Raw genomic sequence first — 15,450 nt, 5'->3', positions numbered from 1 at the left:
CATCAGCAGCCCCTGCTGGGCCTGCTGATGCGCGAAGCGGGCAAGAGCGCTAGCAACGCTGTGGCTGAAGTGCGCGAGGCCGTGGACTTTCTGCGCTACTACGCAGCCCAGGTGCAAAGCACCTTCGACAACGCCACCCACCTCCCGCTGGGCCCCGTGGCCTGCATCAGCCCCTGGAACTTCCCGCTCGCCATCTTCATGGGGCAAGTCGCCGCCGCATTGGCCGCAGGCAACCCGGTGCTGGCCAAGCCTGCCGAGCAGACCCCACTGATCGCCGCCGAGGCCGTGCGCCTGCTGTGGCAGGCCGGTGTGCCCCGCGCCGCCGTGCAACTGCTGCCCGGCCAGGGCGAGACGGTAGGTGCCCGCCTGATTGGCGACGCCCGCGTGATGGGCGTGATGTTCACCGGCTCCACCGAAGTGGCACGCATCCTGCAGCGCACCGTGGCCGGGCGCTTGGATACCGCAGGCCGCCCTATTCCGCTGATTGCAGAAACCGGTGGGCAGAACGCGATGATCGTGGACTCGTCCGCATTGGTCGAGCAGGTGGTTGGCGACGCGATGTCGTCCGCCTTTGACAGCGCAGGCCAGCGCTGCTCCGCCCTGCGCGTGCTGTGCGTTCAGGAAGAAGCCGCCGACCGCGTCGTCGAGATGCTGCAGGGCGCCATGGGCGAGCTGCGCGTGGGCAACCCCGGCGCGCTGCGTGTGGATGTGGGCCCCGTCATCGATGCCGAAGCACAAGCGGGCATCATCCGACACATAGAGAACTTCAAGGCCAAGGGCCATCGGGTGTTCCAGCACCCGAACCATGTGTCGGCCGCCGGCGTACAAGGCACCTTCGTTCCCCCCACATTGATCGAACTGAACCACATCGGTGAGCTGGAGCGCGAAGTCTTCGGCCCCGTTCTGCACCTGGTGCGCTACGCGCGCGACGACCTGGATCGCCTGCTCGACCAGATCAACGCCACCGGCTACGGCCTGACGCAAGGTGTGCACACCCGCATCGACGAAACCATTGCCCGTGTGGTGAACCGGGCCCATGCTGGCAACGTGTACGTCAACCGCAACATGGTGGGCGCCGTGGTGGGCGTGCAGCCCTTTGGTGGCGAAGGCCTTTCGGGCACGGGGCCCAAGGCAGGCGGGCCGCTGTACCTGCTACGCCTGCTATCGCAGCGCCCGGCCGATGCGCTGGCACGCACCTTTGCCGAAGCAGATCGCTTAAGCCCACCCGACATCGAGCGGCGCGAACGTCAGCTGGCCCCGCTGGGCTCCTTGCAGCAATGGGCGCACAACCAGGGCAATCTGGCCTTGGCAGGCCACTGCCAGCGTTTTGCGCAAGAAACGCAGAGCGGCACCGCCCGCACCCTGCCCGGCCCCACGGGCGAGCGCAACGTCTACACCCTGGCTCCCCGCGCCCGCGTGCTGTGCATGGCGCAAAGCGCGGACGACCTGCTGTTGCAGACGGCGGCCGTGCTCGCCAGCGGCTGCACAGCCCTGTGGCCCAGCACCCAAGCAGGACTGCGCACAACGCTGCCCACCCACGTGCAGGCTCAGGTCACGCTGCAAGACAACGCCGTGAGCGATGGCTCCGTGGCCTTGGACGCCGTGCTGCACCATGGCGACGCTGAATCCCTGCGGACGGTGTGCGCCGCACTCGCCCGCCGCCCCGGACCCGTCGTGGGCATGACCGCACTGCAGCCCGGCGCCACCGACATCCCGCTGGAGCGCCTGTTGATCGAACGGGCGCTGAGCGTGAACACCGCAGCAGCTGGCGGAAACGCAAGCCTGATGACGATTGGATAGGGGCCACTTGCCGGGCTACCAACCGAGGAAAGCATTCTTGAATCCAATGGGCTGCTAGCGCCGGTTCATCATGCGCCAGCAGCTATCGATTCAATAGCAATCAAGATGCCGATGCCAACGGCAGATTGAGCAACAGGTTCTGCGGCTTGATGCGCACCACGCCCTCGGCGTTGGTGGCCAGCCCCAGGTACACCGGCTTGCCCGCCACATCGGCGCGCATCTCGGCCGGGTTGGCAAAGGTCAGCGTGAACAAGCTCACCAGCCGCGCCATGCGTTCAGACTCCACGGGCCGGTCCTGATACAGGTCGTTGAGGACGGCGGTGGACTCCACATCCAGCCCCACATGCCAGCGCCAGGCGCTGTCGGTGACCTCGTGCACAGGCTCGATCAACACCTGCACGCCCAGCAGGTGGGCGACCCAGCGCTCCAGCACCCGGGCCAGGGCCTTCAGGCCGGATCGGGCGCGGGTCATCTTGAAGGTCAGGCCATGGCTCAGGTCCTGTGTCAGCTCATGGGTCAGGTCGAGCAGAAAGTGGTGGCGGTCACTCTCCTGCCAATATTGCGCCGCATTGTCGGCCGACAGCACCTTGACCTGCGCCGTGGGCTGCAGTGCACCGCTTTGCAACAGCAAGCGTCCCACCTCGCCCAGGCCCGCGGTCTCGTTGAGCATGTCGAGCGTCGCCCGGTCGCCTGCCAGCATTTGCCCGTCTTGCAAGGTGATGCGCTGCGGCCGAAACAGCATCTCGGCGGCGCGGGCTTCGAAGGCGTCGTTGCAGTCGTCCAGCACGTTGCGCAGCAGGGCCTGCACAACCGCGTCGATGAATACGGCGGGCACGTTCACCGAGCCACTGCGCATGAGCTGCAGGTAATAAGCCTCCAGCGTGCCGGCGGCCAGCAGGCCATCGCGGAAGCGCAGGAACACGGTGTAGTTCTCGCGCGCGTCTTCGTCCTGCAATGCAGCCAGCTCCGCAGAGGTGACCGCCCGCGCGGGTGACACCTTGAGCGATTCATGCAGTGCGATCTCTGCAGCGCACGACTCCGGCACCAGCGCCAGCTCTGGTCGGGCCAGCAGGCAACGCAGGTATCCGTCGGTGGGGGGCCGCCGGCCACGGGCATCGCGATCCAGCGTTTGGAAACCACAACCGGGCCAGAAATCGTGAAGTGTCGTCATGAAGAAATGAGAGAGCCAATGACCTCAGAGGATGGTAGCCGCGGAAGCTTCCGCACCACGACGCAGCACAGCGAGTACGCATTGGTATCCGCTTGCTTCCCAACATCACCAGTCAAGAAAGACCTGTTGCCGTGCCTTCAAGGTCCAGTGCGCGAGCACATCATGCCTGCTCAGGCCGTAGAGGCTGTCTACCAAGGCAAACTGCGTCACGGTCCACGCCACGGGAGCAACCACCATTGGGTCAATGCGTGCGTGCTTGTAGTGCAAAGTCATGTGCGGGTGGAAATGGCTGCGGATCTGAGTTTCTGCAAACCCCAGGCGGCGCATCGTGTTGCCAAGCGCATGTTGAAATCCTCGCAATTCACGCGCAGCGCCCGCTTGTGGCGCCAGCTCGACGGTGCCGAAAGTCCCCTTTTCAAAGCCGCCCCGGGACTGCAGCACGTCGAGGCGGACCCCAAACGGTTCGTAGTCCATGGCGCTACCCGCCGCCAGCGCCAAGTCGATTACCTCTCGGGGGATGCTGTTCAGGAAGCGCCCCAGGTAATGGAGCGTGATGTGCAGCCGATCCAAGGGCATGGGCTCGCCTCTGCCCGCCCCACAGGGTCCTTGGAGGCGCTGCAGTAACCTCTTGGCCATCTCGGCGGCAAGCGGCGTAGGGGAAAGAAAATAGTAGAGATCGTGAAGCTGGGACATGGCGCACAAAGCTCCGGAAGATCCGTCGCATTGTGCGCCAATACTGTTTAAATAACCAGTATTATGATTTACCCCCCACTCACTCCCACTCAATCGTCGCTGGTGGCTTGCTGCTCACGTCGTACGTCACGCGGTTGATGCCACGCACTTCGTTGATGATGCGGCCTGACACCTTCTTGAGCAGCGCGTAGGGCAGTTCGGCCCAGTCGGCGGTCATGAAGTCGCTGGTCTGCACGGCGCGCAGTGCCACAACGTAGTCATAGGTGCGGCCGTCGCCCATCACGCCCACGCTTTTGACGGGCAGGAACACGGTGAAGGCCTGGCTGGTCAGGTCGTACCAGGTCTTGCCCGTGGCTTCGTCCTTGAAGTTGCGCAGTTCTTCGATAAAGATCGCGTCGGCACGGCGCAGCAGGTCGGCGTATTCCTTCTTCACCTCGCCCAGGATGCGCACGCCTAGGCCGGGGCCGGGGAACGGGTGGCGGTAGACCATATCGGGCGGCAGTCCCAGGGCCACGCCCAGTTCGCGCACTTCGTCCTTGAACAGGTCACGCAGGGGTTCCAGCAGCTTCAGGCCGAGCTGCTCTGGCAGACCACCCACGTTGTGATGGCTCTTGATGGTGACGGCCTTCTTGCTCTTGGCGCCGCCGGATTCGATCACGTCGGGGTAGATCGTGCCCTGGGCCAGGAAGGTGGCGCCCTTGTGGCCACCGGTGCCTGCCTTGAGCTTGGCGGCCTCGGCCTTGAACACGTCCACAAACAGGCCGCCGATGATCTTGCGCTTTTGCTCGGGCTCGCTCACCCCCGCCAGCTTGCCCAGGAACAGGTCGCTGGCGTCCACACGGATGACCTTGGCGTGCAGCTTGCCCTCGAACATGTCCATGACCATGTCGCCTTCGTTCAGGCGCAGCAGGCCGTGGTCCACAAACACACAGGTGAGCTGGTCACCAATGGCGCGGTGGATCAGCGCCGCAGCCACGGACGAATCCACGCCGCCCGACAGGCCGAGGATCACCTCCTCATCGCCCACCTGCTCGCGAATCTTTTGCACAGCCTCTTCGATGTAGTCGCCCATGACCCAGTCGGCACGGGTGCCGCAGATGCCCAGCACAAAACGCTCCAGCAAGGCGCGGCCCTGCACGGTGTGGGTGACTTCAGGGTGGAACTGCACGGCGTAGTAGTGGCGGCTTTCGTCGGCCATGCCAGCGATGGGGCAAGAGGGTGTGGAGCACATCACCTTGAAGCCCGGGGGCAAGGCAGTGACCTTGTCGCCGTGGCTCATCCACACCTTGAGCATGCCGTGGCCTTCGGGCGTGGCGAAGTCTTCGATGCCCTTGAGCAGTTCGGTGTGGCCATGGGCGCGCACTTCGGCGTAGCCAAATTCGCGGGTGTTGGAACCCTCGACCTTGCCGCCCAACTGCTGGGCCATGGTCTGCATGCCGTAGCAGATGCCCAGCACGGGGATGCCGAGTTCAAACACCGCATCCGGCGCCTTGTCATCCACCTCGTACACGCTGGCGTGGCTGCCCGACAGGATCACGCCCTTGAGCGAGCCGTCCTTGGCGTAGTCGCGGATCCACTCGTCGGTCACGTCGCAGGGGTGCACCTCGCAGTACACATGGGCCTCGCGCACGCGGCGGGCGATGAGCTGGGTGACTTGCGAGCCGAAATCGAGGATGAGGATTTTCTGGTGTTGCATGGTGGTGGTCCGTCAGAGGCTGGAGAGATCAAGAAGCGGGACGCCGCTGCGCTGGGCGGCAGCGATCTGGTGAGAATCAAAGGTGGCCAAAGGCAGGCGCAGCGAGCGCGCCAGCCACAGGTACGCAGCATCAAAGGTGGGCAGGCCGGTTTCCAATGCCACGTCGAGCACGGCTTTGTGCTGGGCAGGGGCCAGTTCGTGCAATTCGACGCGGTGGCGAATGGCTTCGAGCACGCCCCACAGGCCTTCGACGGAAGCGGCTGGAATGCGCCCGCTGTTCACACCGGTGGCCAGTATGTTGTGGCACTCCCAGTGCCAGAGGTTGGGCGCCTGCGGCTCGACCTCATCGCGGCGGATCAGGGCGTACAGGCGGCGGGTGTGTTCGCTGGCCGCGTCCGGCAGCAGCCAGGCGGCAGTGACGGAGGCATCGAGCACAAAGGCGGTCATGCAGTGCTCCGCCCTGTACGGCGCAAGCCGTCCACCTTCAATGCCCCAGCGGGTTGAATGCTGGCATGCAACGCGTCCATCTGGCCCAGTTCCCGCGCAATCTGTTCGTCAGAAATCACTGGGCGGCGGCGCACCGGCAGCATGCGTACTACCTCTTTGCCGTGACGGGTGATGCGCACTTCCTCGCCCTGCTCGACCAGTTCGATCAAGGCAGAGAACCTGCTTTTCGCTTCGTAGATGCCAACGGACTGCATAAATAAAAAAGTCTGGCCTGAATGGTGAATTCAGACCAGACTATATCAGTCTGACTAGATTTTTTCAATCAGGCCAGATCGGTTTGCAACGATCAGTCAGCGCGGTAGTTCGGCGCTTCCTTGGTGATCTGCACATCGTGCACGTGGCTTTCGCGAATACCAGCAGTGGTGATCTCGACGAACTCGGCCTTGTTGTTCATCTCTTCGATCGTGGCGCAACCGCAGTAGCCCATGGAGGCACGCACGCCGCCAGCCATCTGGTAGACGATGCTGACCATGGAGCCCTTGTAGGGCACGCGGCCTTCGATGCCTTCAGGCACCAGCTTGTCGGCATTGGGATTGCCAGTGCTCGATTCCTGGAAGTAGCGGTCGGCACTGCCCTGCTGCATGGCGCCAATGGAGCCCATGCCGCGGTAGCTCTTGTAGCTGCGGCCCTGGAACAGGATGACTTCGCCGGGCGCTTCTTCCGTGCCCGCAAACATACCGCCCATCATCACCGTCCCAGCGCCCGCGGCCAGGGCCTTGGCGATGTCGCCGCTGTAGCGGATGCCGCCGTCCGCGATCAGTGGCACGCCGGTGCCCTTGAGGGCCGTGGCCACGTTGTCGATGGCCATGATCTGCGGCACGCCCACACCCGCCACGATGCGGGTGGTACAGATGGAACCTGGGCCGATACCGACCTTGACCGCATCCGCGCCGGCCTCAACCAGTGCCAGGGCTGCAGCGCCGGTGGCGATGTTGCCACCGATCACGTCAATCTGCGGGTAGTTCTGCTTGACCCAGCGCACGCGGTCGATCACGCCCTTGCTGTGGCCGTGGGCCGTGTCCACCACGATGGCATCCACACCGGCCTTGACCAGGGCTTCGACGCGTTCTTCGGTACCCTCACCCACACCCACCGCCGCGCCTACGCGCAGGCGGCCTGCGGCATCGCGGGCCGCGTTGGGAAAGCTGGTCTGCTTGGTGATGTCCTTCACCGTGATCAGGCCCTTGAGTTCAAAGGCGTCGTTCACGACCAGGATGCGTTCGAGTTTGTGCTTGTTGAGCAGCGCCTTGGCTTCGGCCGGCGTGGTGCCCTCTTTTTCATTGACCGTGATGAGCTTCTCGCGCGGGGTCATGATCTGGTGGACCTTGACGTCGTAACGGGTCTCGAAGCGCAGGTCGCGGCCGGTGACGATACCCACCACCTTGCCGCCGTCGCACACGGGAAAGCCAGAGATGCCCAGTTGTTCGGACAGCTGGAGCACCTGCAGCACGGTGTGCTCGGGGGTGATGACCACGGGATCACGCAGCACGCCAGACTCGTAGCGCTTGACCTTGGCCACATGAGCAGCCTGCTCTTGCGCCGTGAGGTTCTTGTGCACGATGCCGATGCCGCCCTCCTGGGCAATGGCAATGGCTAGACGCGCCTCGGTCACGGTGTCCATGGCAGCGGACACAAGCGGCAGGTTCAGTTGGATATTGCGGGAGAGTTTCGTCGCGAGGGACGTGTCCTTGGGCAGGACCTGGGAGTACGCTGGCACCAGCAACACATCGTCGAAGGTGAGCGCTTTTCCAAGAAGGCGCATGAGAAAGCTCCAAAAAACGGATTGTACCCGCGCCGCGTGTGGTGAAAACGCGCCCACCCGTCTGCAACGCACTGGCGGGGGGGGAATCACATGGATAAACTTGTCTGCATGAAAATGCACAAGCTTCTCCTGCTGGCCGTGGCCTGCACCTGGGCCATGGGCGCGGCGGCGCAATGGCAGTGGACAGACAAAGACGGGCGCAAAGTCTTCAGCGATCGTCCGCCACCACCCGATATCCCGGAAAAGAGCATCCTGAAACAGCCTGGGGGCAACCGCCCAGCACGAGCTGCCGTCCCGGCCGCGCCAGCAGCCTCTGACGCGGCGCCCGCAGCAGCAGCGCCCAAGACCGCTGCCAGCGCCCCTGGTGCTGGCAAGGACAAGGAGCTGGAAGAGAAGAAAGCCCAGGCCGAGGCCGCAGAAGCCGCCAAGAAAAAGGCCGAGGACGAAAAGATCGCCAAGGCCAAGGCTGAAAACTGCACCCGCGCACGCGCAGCCAAAGCAGCGTTCGATGCTGGCAAGCCCATCACACAAGCGAACGCCCAAGGCGAAAAAATCTTCCTGGATGGCCCCGCCCGCGCGGCCGAAGCCAAGCGCATCGACGAGATTGTCGCGGCCGACTGCGTACGCTGAGCTGCATGCTGCTCCGCTACCGCGCGGATCAACTCAGCAGTATCAGTAACCTGACTTGCCCCCTGGTCGGCGGCGCGCAAAGAGTCCTGTAGTGCGCGCCCCCTGTCGGGCAAAGCGCTCCCGCCGTGCTACCTTGGGGTCCACCTTCAAAGGTCGGTAGATTTCTACGCGGTCCCGGGGCTGCAACACCACATCCAGATTGGCAGCACGGCCCCAGATACCGACGCACGGTGCGCCCCCCTCCTCCAGCGCGGACAGCGTGGCCATACCGCAGCTGGCGTGCAGGGCATCCGCTACCGTGGCGCCCACCGGCAAATCCAGAGTCCACTCACGCACCTCGCGCGGAGCCAGGCAGACGACGACGGTGATAGCGACGGTCGCCGAGGCACCTCCACCCACCTCAGCCATAGACCTGTTCCGCTCGCTTGACGAAGGCATCGACCATGCTCCCTGCGATGCGGTCAAACACCGGCCCCACCAGCGTGGCCAACGCAGCACTGTCAAACCCATAGTTCAGCATCAACTCCACCTTGCACGCACGCTGCGTGCCGTCCCCCACGGGATGAAAGTGCCAATCCCCGTCCAGCCGTGAGAACGGTCCTTTCACCAGATGCATCTGCACACGCCTGCCCACTTCGTGCGTGTTGCTCGTGACAAAGGTCTGGCGAATGCCGCCGAATGCAATGCCCACCTCGGCGGTCATGCCCTCGTCGGTCTGCTCCAGCACTGCGGCGCGGTCGCACCAGGGCAGGAACTGCGGGTAGTGCTCCACCCCGGTGACCAGGGCAAACATCTCTTCGGGGCTGTACCAAATGAGGACGGACTTGTGGACGGTTTTCATGCAGGCAGCTGGCGCGGGGCTTTCGAAGGGGAAAGGCGGGCCGGGGAAACTAGAATCACGGGTCTCTGAACGGCCACAATTGTATGTAGGGAGACCTTTTATCTCCCGCAGGGCGCCGCATCTGATCTACATGGCCAAAAAACCCGATCCCACCTCCCGCATTGCCGACAACAAGAAAGCGGCCTACAACTACTTCTTCGAGGAGCGCCACGAGGCGGGCATGGTGCTGCACGGCTGGGAGGTCAAGGCGCTGCGCGAGGGCAAGGTGCAGCTGACCGATGGCTACGTGCTGATCCGCGATGGCGAGCTGTATCTGCTCGGCTGCCTGATCATGCCGCTCAAGACAGCGTCCACCCATGTCAACCCCGAATCGGCACGCACCAAGAAGCTGCTGCTCAAGAAGGACGACATCAAGCGCCTGATTGGCAAGGTCGAGCAAAAGGGGTACACGCTGGTACCCATCAACCTGCACTGGAAGAACGGCTTCGTGAAGTGCGAGATCGCCCTGGCCAAAGGCAAGGCCGAGCACGACAAGCGCGACACCATCAAAGACCGCGAAGGCAAGCGCGAGGTGGAGCGCGCCATGAAGAGCAGGAACAAATAGTCCCCAAAGTCGCTGAGCGATGTCCCCCAAGAGGACCGCATACGGGGAGGCGGAGCAGCCTTGAACGGATGCGCCGGCCCGGGCCGTGCCTGTTTTGAAAGCCCTGCGCGCTGCTGGTCACAATTTTTTCAGTTGTGATGGAATAAATCCCACGTCCGGGTGTTCATCCCGGTGCAAGGCAGCATTCGCCTCCGCCTGCACCACCCTCTGGAGAAACCCATGAAGAAACTGATCTCGATGGCCGCATTCGTCGCAGCCGCTGCACTTGCTGGCTGCACCACCATGGACGACTCGCCCGTGAAGACCATGGACGGCGTACTGGTCGGCGCGGGCGGCATGACGCTCTATACGTTTGACCGCGATGCTGCAGGCAGTGGCAAGTCAGTGTGCAACGGCCCCTGCGCCACCAACTGGCCGCCGCTGATGGCCAGCAAGGCCCCTGGCGGCGACTACAGCGTCGTCACCCGCGACGATGGCAAGACCCAGCTGGCCTACAAGGGCAAGCCGCTGTACTACTGGATCAAGGACACCAAGCCCGGAGACAAGACGGGCGAAGGCGTGAACCAGGTGTGGCGCACCGCACGGCCGTAAGAGCACGCACAGCGCAACACAGGCCCCGCACGGCATGAATCGCTCCCAGGTCATCGAACAGCTGCCGGGCCTGCGTCGCTACGCGCGGGTGCTGACGGGCGATGCCTGGGCGGCTGATGACCTCGTGCAGGACACGCTGGAGCGGGCCTGCAGCAGATGGCTGCTGTGGCGCACCGGCAGCGACCTGCGCGCATGGTTGTTCACCCTGATGCACAACCTGTATCTCAACCAACGCCGCGCGTTGCCCGCGCTGCCCCCTCTGGACATCGATGAGGTTCAAGACCAGCTGCAAGGCGCCCGTGCGCCCTCGGATGACGCCCTGGACCTGGAGCGCTGCCTGCAGCGGCTGCCCGCCGACCAGAGGGCCGTGCTGCTGCTGGTGGCGATGGAGGACATGAGCTACGAAGACACCGCACGCATCCTGAGCATTCCGGTGGGTACCGTCATGTCACGCCTGTCGCGGGCCCGCATGCGCCTGCGAGTGCTGATGGACCGGGAGCCCACATCAGGCACCGCACCGGCTGTACCGGCCGCCCAGGCGGGCGCAGCCGCCGCCGCAGGCACGACGCCTGCACTGCGCCGTCTCAAATAGCCACCCTGACCCGATCCTCCATCATGGACCCGACATACCCAGCCCCCCCAGCACGCGCAGAAGAGAGTAGCGCCTGGCATGCCCTTTTGGACGGCCAGTTGCCGCCCGCCCAGGCACAGGCGCTGCGCGAGCAACTGCGGGACGATGAGGAGGCTCAGGCCACGCTGGCCCACTGGCAGGCGCAGCGGCAGCGGCTGCACGACCTGCACCAGGACCTTCTCCACGCCCCCGTTCCCGATGCCTTGCTGGCCGCAGCATTGCGCGCCACAGACCGCAGGGAGCAACAGGCGCAGTGGTGGCGTTGGGGTGGCATGGCTGCATCGGTCCTGCTGGCCTTTGTGCTGGGCTGGACGGGCCGCAGCCAGTGGCCCGCAGGGCTACCCGGCAAAACGCTGGCGACTGGCCAAGGAGCCACGCTGGTGACAGCCGAACCGGCACAGCGCTTCGCACAGCAGGCCTCGGTGGCCCATGCGGTGTACCAACCCGAAGTGCGTCACCCCGTAGAGGTAACGGCTGCCCAGCAAGACCACCTGGTGCAATGGCTGTCCAAACGGCTGGACCGACCGCTGAAAGTCCCTGCGCTAGGCGCCCAGGGCTATGAACTGGTGGGAGGCCGGTTGTTGCCCGGCGATACCGGAGTGCGCGCGCAGTTCATGTACCAGAACAGCGCAGGCCAGCGAATCACGCTGTACCTGGGCGCTCTAGCTCCCACCCCGCCCCGCCCTGCCAGTGACAATCAGGGCGGCTCCAAAGCGCGCACGGAAGCACCGGCGGCAGCACCCACCACCGCGTTCCAGTTCACACACGAAGGTCCGGTGCCGGGCTTTTATTGGACGGATGCCGGCTTTGGCTATGCCCTGAGCGGACAGTTGTCACGCCCCGAGTTATTGAGCCTGGCCACAGCGGTTTATCAGCAGCTGAACCCCTGACGCGCCGCCGGGGGCCCGGCCCGACCATATCCGTATGCGGTCAGGACAAATGGGCCAGCGGATGGGCGTGTGCGGGCCAGGGGCTGGCAAAGAACGGCGCCACCATCTCCGGCGTCACATCTTCAATGCGGCCTGGATTCCACTGAGGCGCATGGTCCTTGTCCACGGCCAGGGCGCGGATGCCTTCCACGGTCTCGCTCTGTCCTGGGCGCAGGAAAAAGCAGTGGCGCACCATATCGCGCTCCATGCGCAGGTCGTCGGCCAGGCCCATCGCACGGGCGCGGCGAATCTGCTCCAGCACCACATGCAGCATCAGTGGCGAACGCTTGCGCAGCGTGGCGGCCGTGGTGCGTGCCCAGTCGCTGTCGGCGGCCTCGAGTGCCCGCACGATCTCGCCAACGGTCGGCAGCGCAAAATATTGGTCAATATCGGCCAGAGCGCTAGTACCGCTTGCCTGAGATGCTACAAATTGAGAAGCAACATAGGCCTTGATGGCCGCGCCATCTGCAAAGTTTTGGGTAGCCAGCGCATCCCACACCGCTGCCTGCCGGTCTGACGGCAGGCAGCCATCGGCCAGCTGGTAGGCAATGGCATCTCCCGCGCCGATGGTGTCGCCGGTCAGTGCCAGCCACTCGCCCACGCGGCCCGGGCAGCGGCTCAAGAAGTAACCCCCGCCCACGTCCGGGAACAGGCCAATCGCCGTCTCGGGCATGGCCATCTTGGTGCGCTCGGTCACTACGCGCAGGGCGGCGCCCTGGCTGATGCCCATGCCGCCCCCCATCACGATGCCATCCATGAAGGCGACGTAGGGCTTGGCGTAGTTGTGGATCAGGTGGTTGAGCGCGTATTCCTCGGTGAAGAAGTCCTCGATCAGCGGGTTGCCCTGGCTGCCCGCCTGGTGCAGAAAGCGGATATCGCCACCTGCGCAGAAAGCACCAAACGGGCCTTCCTTGTTGCTGCCACGGATGGCCACGGCCAGCACCCGTGCATCGTTCTGCCATGCCAGCAGGATGCCCATCAGGTCACGCACCATACCCAGCGACAAGGCATTGAGCGCACGCGGGCGGTTCAGGGTAATGAAGCCCACCTGGCCACGCACTTCGCTCAACACTTCAGACACGACCGTCTCCGTCATTTTTGTTCCTTCCAACCCAACAGTTCATTGAAAACCAGCGCACCGATCACCAGTGCGCCCCCCGTCAGCACCGCAGTGCCAGGCTCTTCGCCCGCGCCCAGCCATGCCAGCAAGATGCCAAAGATCACTTCAAGCAGCCCGAGCAGCGCCATCTCGGGCGCCTTGAGCACGCGCCCGCAGCGCACGGCCAGCACACAAGGGATGGCCAATTGCACCACGCCCAGCAAGGCCAGCAGGCCCAGGTCGTGGGCCGACGCCTGAAATGGCAGCGCCAGTGGCAGCGTGGCCACCACCGAAATCACTGCGCCGACCAGTACCGCAGGCACCAGGTCCACCGCATGGCCGTGGCGCTGCGAATGTTGTACCACCGTCCAGTTGATGGCGGCGGCCACAGGCACACACAGCGCCACCAGCGTGCCCGCCAGAGGGAGACCCGCCATCTGCGAACCATACATCCACGCAATACCCAGCCCCGCCACCGCAATCGCAGCCCAGGTGCGCGGGGCGATGTGATGGCCGATGAACACCCTTGCAAACAGCGCTGTGAGCAGCGGCCCCACGGCCATCGTGACCAGCACGTTGGCCACCGGCATGAGAACCAGCGCCACCATGAACGCCGTGAACATCACGCTCCAGCACACGCCAGAGATCCACAACGCACGGCCACTGTGGCGCATGGAGGCAAACACCGCCCTGCCCTGCAGCGCGGGCAAGATGACCAGCAGCGACAGCAACGTGAAAAAGCTGCGCCAGAAGGTCACTTCAAAACTTGCCGCATGTTCCAGGTGGCGCGTGACCACGCCGGCGATGGACCACATCAGGGTCACCGCCACCATCAGCAGCACCGCCCGGGTATGGGTGAGTTTCAACATGGTTTGTGCAGGGTTCAGACGGAAAAAAGGCCACTGCGTGGCAGTGGCCCTTTCGGAAACGCTGAGCTTATCAAGAACGGGAGGCGCGCTTGCGCTCGTTTTCGGTCAGATAGCGCTTGCGCAGGCGCACGGACTTGGGCGTGATTTCGACCAGTTCGTCGTCCTCGATGAACTCCACGCCGTATTCGAGCGTGAGGTCGATCGGGGGCGTGATCTTGATCGCGTCTTCCTTGCCGGACACGCGGAAGTTGGTCAGCTGCTTGGTACGTGTGGCGTTCACCACCAGGTCGTTATCACGGCTGTGGATGCCGACGATCATGCCTTCATACACAGGGTCGTTGGCCTTCACGAACATACGACCACGGTCGTCCAGCTTGCCCAGCGCGTAGGTGAAGATTTCACCGTCGTCCATGGAGATCAGCACGCCGTTCTTGCGGCCGCCGATGTCGCCCTTGTGCGGTTCGTAGCTGTCGAAGATGTTGCTGATGAGGCCGGAGCCGCGCGTCAGGTTCAGGAATTCGTTGGTGAAACCGATCAGGCCACGGGCCGGGATGCGGTACTCCAGGCGAACGCGGCCACGGCCGTCGGACTCCATGTTCACCAGCTCGCCCTTGCGCTCGCCCAGGGCCTGCATCACGCCGCCCTGGTGGCCTTCTTCGATGTCGGCCGTCACCAGCTCGATAGGCTCGTGCTTGACACCGTCGATGTCCTTGAACACTACGCGGGGCTTGGACACGGCCAGCTCGTAACCTTCGCGGCGCATGTTTTCCAAGAGGATGGTCAGGTGCAATTCACCACGGCCCATCACTTCGAAGATGCCTTCTTCGTCGGTTTCGTTCACACGCAGGGCCACGTTGTGCTGCAGTTCCTTTTGCAGGCGGTCCCAGATCTGGCGGCTGGTCACGAACTTGCCTTCGCGGCCGGCCAGCGGGCTGGTGTTAACGCAGAAGTTCATGGTCAGCGTGGGCTCATCCACCTTCAGCATGGGCAGCGGCGCGGGGTTGGCTGGGTCGGTCACGGTCACGCCGATACCGATGTCTTCAATGCCGTTGATCAGCACGATGTCGCCAGGGCCCGCCAAGGGGGTCTGCATGCGATCGAGGCCCTGGAATGTCAGCACCTGGTTCACACGGCCCTTCACGGCCTTGCCATCAGGGCCTTCCATGACGATCACGTCCTGCATGGGCTTCAGGGTACCCTGGCTGATGCGACCCACGCCGATGCGGCCCACGAAGCTGGAGAAGTCCAGCGCCGAAATCTGCAGCTGCAGCGGCGCATTGGCATCGCCCGTGTTGGGCGGAACGTGCGAGAGGATGGTGTCGAACAGGGCCGACATGTCGGGGCCCCACTGCTCACCGGGCGCGCCTTCTTCCAGCGACGACCAGCCGTTGATGCCCGAGGCGTACACCACGGGGAAGTCGAGCTGTTCATCGGTAGCACCGAGCTTGTCGAACAGGTCGAACGCGGCGTTCACCACCTTGTCGGGGTTGGCACCGGGCTTGTCCACCTTGTTCACCACCAGGATGGGGCGCAGGCCCAGCGCCAGGGCCTTCTTGGTCACGAAACGCGTCTGGGGCATGGGGCCTTCTTGCGCATCGATCAGCAGCACCACGCTGTCCACCATGGA

At 64.2% G+C, this 15,450-nt stretch carries 17 protein-coding genes; 6 read left to right on the top strand and 11 right to left on the bottom strand.

Annotated features, from left to right (window positions below; all coding sequences use genetic code 11):
* The coding region (locus tag DBR23_RS31885) for an L-glutamate gamma-semialdehyde dehydrogenase (RefSeq protein ID WP_233250767.1) at window positions 1-1,800 on the top strand (1,800 nt) is incomplete at its 5' end.
* Between the two features lie 100 nt (window positions 1,801-1,900).
* On the opposite strand, the gene DBR23_RS26645 is transcribed toward DBR23_RS31885, so the two are convergent.
* From DBR23_RS26645 to guaB, 6 genes are all read right to left on the bottom strand, one after another.
* Window positions 1,901-2,971, bottom strand: a complete 1,071-nt coding sequence (locus DBR23_RS26645; RefSeq protein WP_108500094.1) for a DUF6352 family protein — start codon at window positions 2,969-2,971, stop codon at window positions 1,901-1,903.
* A 105-nt stretch (window positions 2,972-3,076) separates the two neighbouring features.
* A complete protein-coding gene (locus tag DBR23_RS26640) occupies window positions 3,077-3,664 on the bottom strand; it encodes a 2'-5' RNA ligase family protein (RefSeq protein ID WP_108500093.1) in 588 nt (195 codons plus the stop codon).
* A gap of 79 nt (window positions 3,665-3,743) precedes the next feature.
* Window positions 3,744-5,360, bottom strand: a complete 1,617-nt coding sequence (gene guaA, locus DBR23_RS26635; RefSeq protein WP_108500092.1) for a glutamine-hydrolyzing GMP synthase — start codon at window positions 5,358-5,360, stop codon at window positions 3,744-3,746.
* 12 nt (window positions 5,361-5,372) lie between these two features.
* Window positions 5,373-5,807: a type II toxin-antitoxin system VapC family toxin gene (locus DBR23_RS26630; protein ID WP_056063857.1), complete on the bottom strand. Its 435-nt coding sequence runs from the start codon at window positions 5,805-5,807 to the stop codon at window positions 5,373-5,375.
* Window positions 5,804-6,061 (bottom strand): type II toxin-antitoxin system Phd/YefM family antitoxin, encoded by a 258-nt coding sequence (locus DBR23_RS26625; RefSeq protein ID WP_108500091.1) that lies wholly within the window; start codon window positions 6,059-6,061, stop codon window positions 5,804-5,806. Before DBR23_RS26625 ends, DBR23_RS26630 begins: the two co-directional genes overlap by 4 nt.
* A gap of 92 nt (window positions 6,062-6,153) precedes the next feature.
* The gene (guaB, locus tag DBR23_RS26620; protein WP_055398151.1) at window positions 6,154-7,629 is read right to left on the bottom strand and encodes an IMP dehydrogenase; all 1,476 of its coding nucleotides are present in this window, start codon (window positions 7,627-7,629) and stop codon (window positions 6,154-6,156) included.
* 108 nt (window positions 7,630-7,737) lie between these two features.
* On the opposite strand from guaB, the gene DBR23_RS26615 reads away from it, so the two are divergent.
* Complete coding sequence (locus DBR23_RS26615) at window positions 7,738-8,259, top strand: DUF4124 domain-containing protein (RefSeq protein ID WP_108500090.1); 522 nt, start codon at window positions 7,738-7,740, stop codon at window positions 8,257-8,259.
* Between the two features lie 42 nt (window positions 8,260-8,301).
* Here the strand turns inward: DBR23_RS26615 and DBR23_RS26610 are convergent, their stop codons facing one another.
* Both DBR23_RS26610 and DBR23_RS26605 read right to left on the bottom strand, forming a co-directional pair.
* Complete coding sequence (locus DBR23_RS26610) at window positions 8,302-8,667, bottom strand: RnfH family protein (protein ID WP_108500089.1); 366 nt, start codon at window positions 8,665-8,667, stop codon at window positions 8,302-8,304.
* Window positions 8,660-9,100, bottom strand: a complete 441-nt coding sequence (locus DBR23_RS26605) for a type II toxin-antitoxin system RatA family toxin (protein WP_108500088.1) — start codon at window positions 9,098-9,100, stop codon at window positions 8,660-8,662. Before DBR23_RS26605 ends, DBR23_RS26610 begins: the two co-directional genes overlap by 8 nt.
* A 130-nt stretch (window positions 9,101-9,230) precedes the next feature.
* Here DBR23_RS26605 and smpB point away from each other — a divergent pair, with 130 nt between their 5' ends.
* From smpB to DBR23_RS26585, 4 genes are all read left to right on the top strand, one after another.
* Entirely contained in the window at window positions 9,231-9,704 is a 474-nt protein-coding gene (gene smpB / locus DBR23_RS26600) for an SsrA-binding protein SmpB (protein WP_056746487.1), read from the top strand.
* Window positions 9,705-9,923: 219 nt separating this feature from the next.
* Window positions 9,924-10,295 (top strand): hypothetical protein, encoded by a 372-nt coding sequence (locus DBR23_RS26595; RefSeq protein WP_108500097.1) that lies wholly within the window; start codon window positions 9,924-9,926, stop codon window positions 10,293-10,295.
* Between the two features lie 34 nt (window positions 10,296-10,329).
* A complete protein-coding gene (locus DBR23_RS26590) occupies window positions 10,330-10,887 on the top strand; it encodes an RNA polymerase sigma factor (RefSeq protein WP_108500087.1) in 558 nt (185 codons plus the stop codon).
* Between the two features lie 23 nt (window positions 10,888-10,910).
* Window positions 10,911-11,816 (top strand): anti-sigma factor, encoded by a 906-nt coding sequence (locus tag DBR23_RS26585; RefSeq protein WP_108500086.1) that lies wholly within the window; start codon window positions 10,911-10,913, stop codon window positions 11,814-11,816.
* 40 nt (window positions 11,817-11,856) lie between these two features.
* Here the strand turns inward: DBR23_RS26585 and DBR23_RS26580 are convergent, their stop codons facing one another.
* The 3 genes from DBR23_RS26580 to DBR23_RS26570 form a co-directional block, all read right to left on the bottom strand.
* The gene (locus DBR23_RS26580; RefSeq protein WP_108500085.1) at window positions 11,857-12,951 is read right to left on the bottom strand and encodes an enoyl-CoA hydratase/isomerase family protein; all 1,095 of its coding nucleotides are present in this window, start codon (window positions 12,949-12,951) and stop codon (window positions 11,857-11,859) included.
* A complete protein-coding gene (locus DBR23_RS26575; protein ID WP_108500084.1) occupies window positions 12,948-13,823 on the bottom strand; it encodes a DMT family transporter in 876 nt (291 codons plus the stop codon). Before DBR23_RS26575 ends, DBR23_RS26580 begins: the two co-directional genes overlap by 4 nt.
* Before the next feature lie 70 nt (window positions 13,824-13,893).
* A partial coding sequence (locus tag DBR23_RS26570) for a GTP-binding protein TypA (protein ID WP_108500083.1) occupies window positions 13,894-15,450 on the bottom strand: 1,557 nt, incomplete at its 5' end.

It is taken from the genome of Acidovorax sp. HMWF018, from assembly GCF_003061035.1.
Lineage (GTDB): Bacteria > Pseudomonadota > Gammaproteobacteria > Burkholderiales > Burkholderiaceae_C > Acidovorax > Acidovorax delafieldii.
The sequence above is the reverse complement of the archived record's forward strand: the minus strand, read 5'-3'. Positions and strand labels throughout refer to the sequence as shown.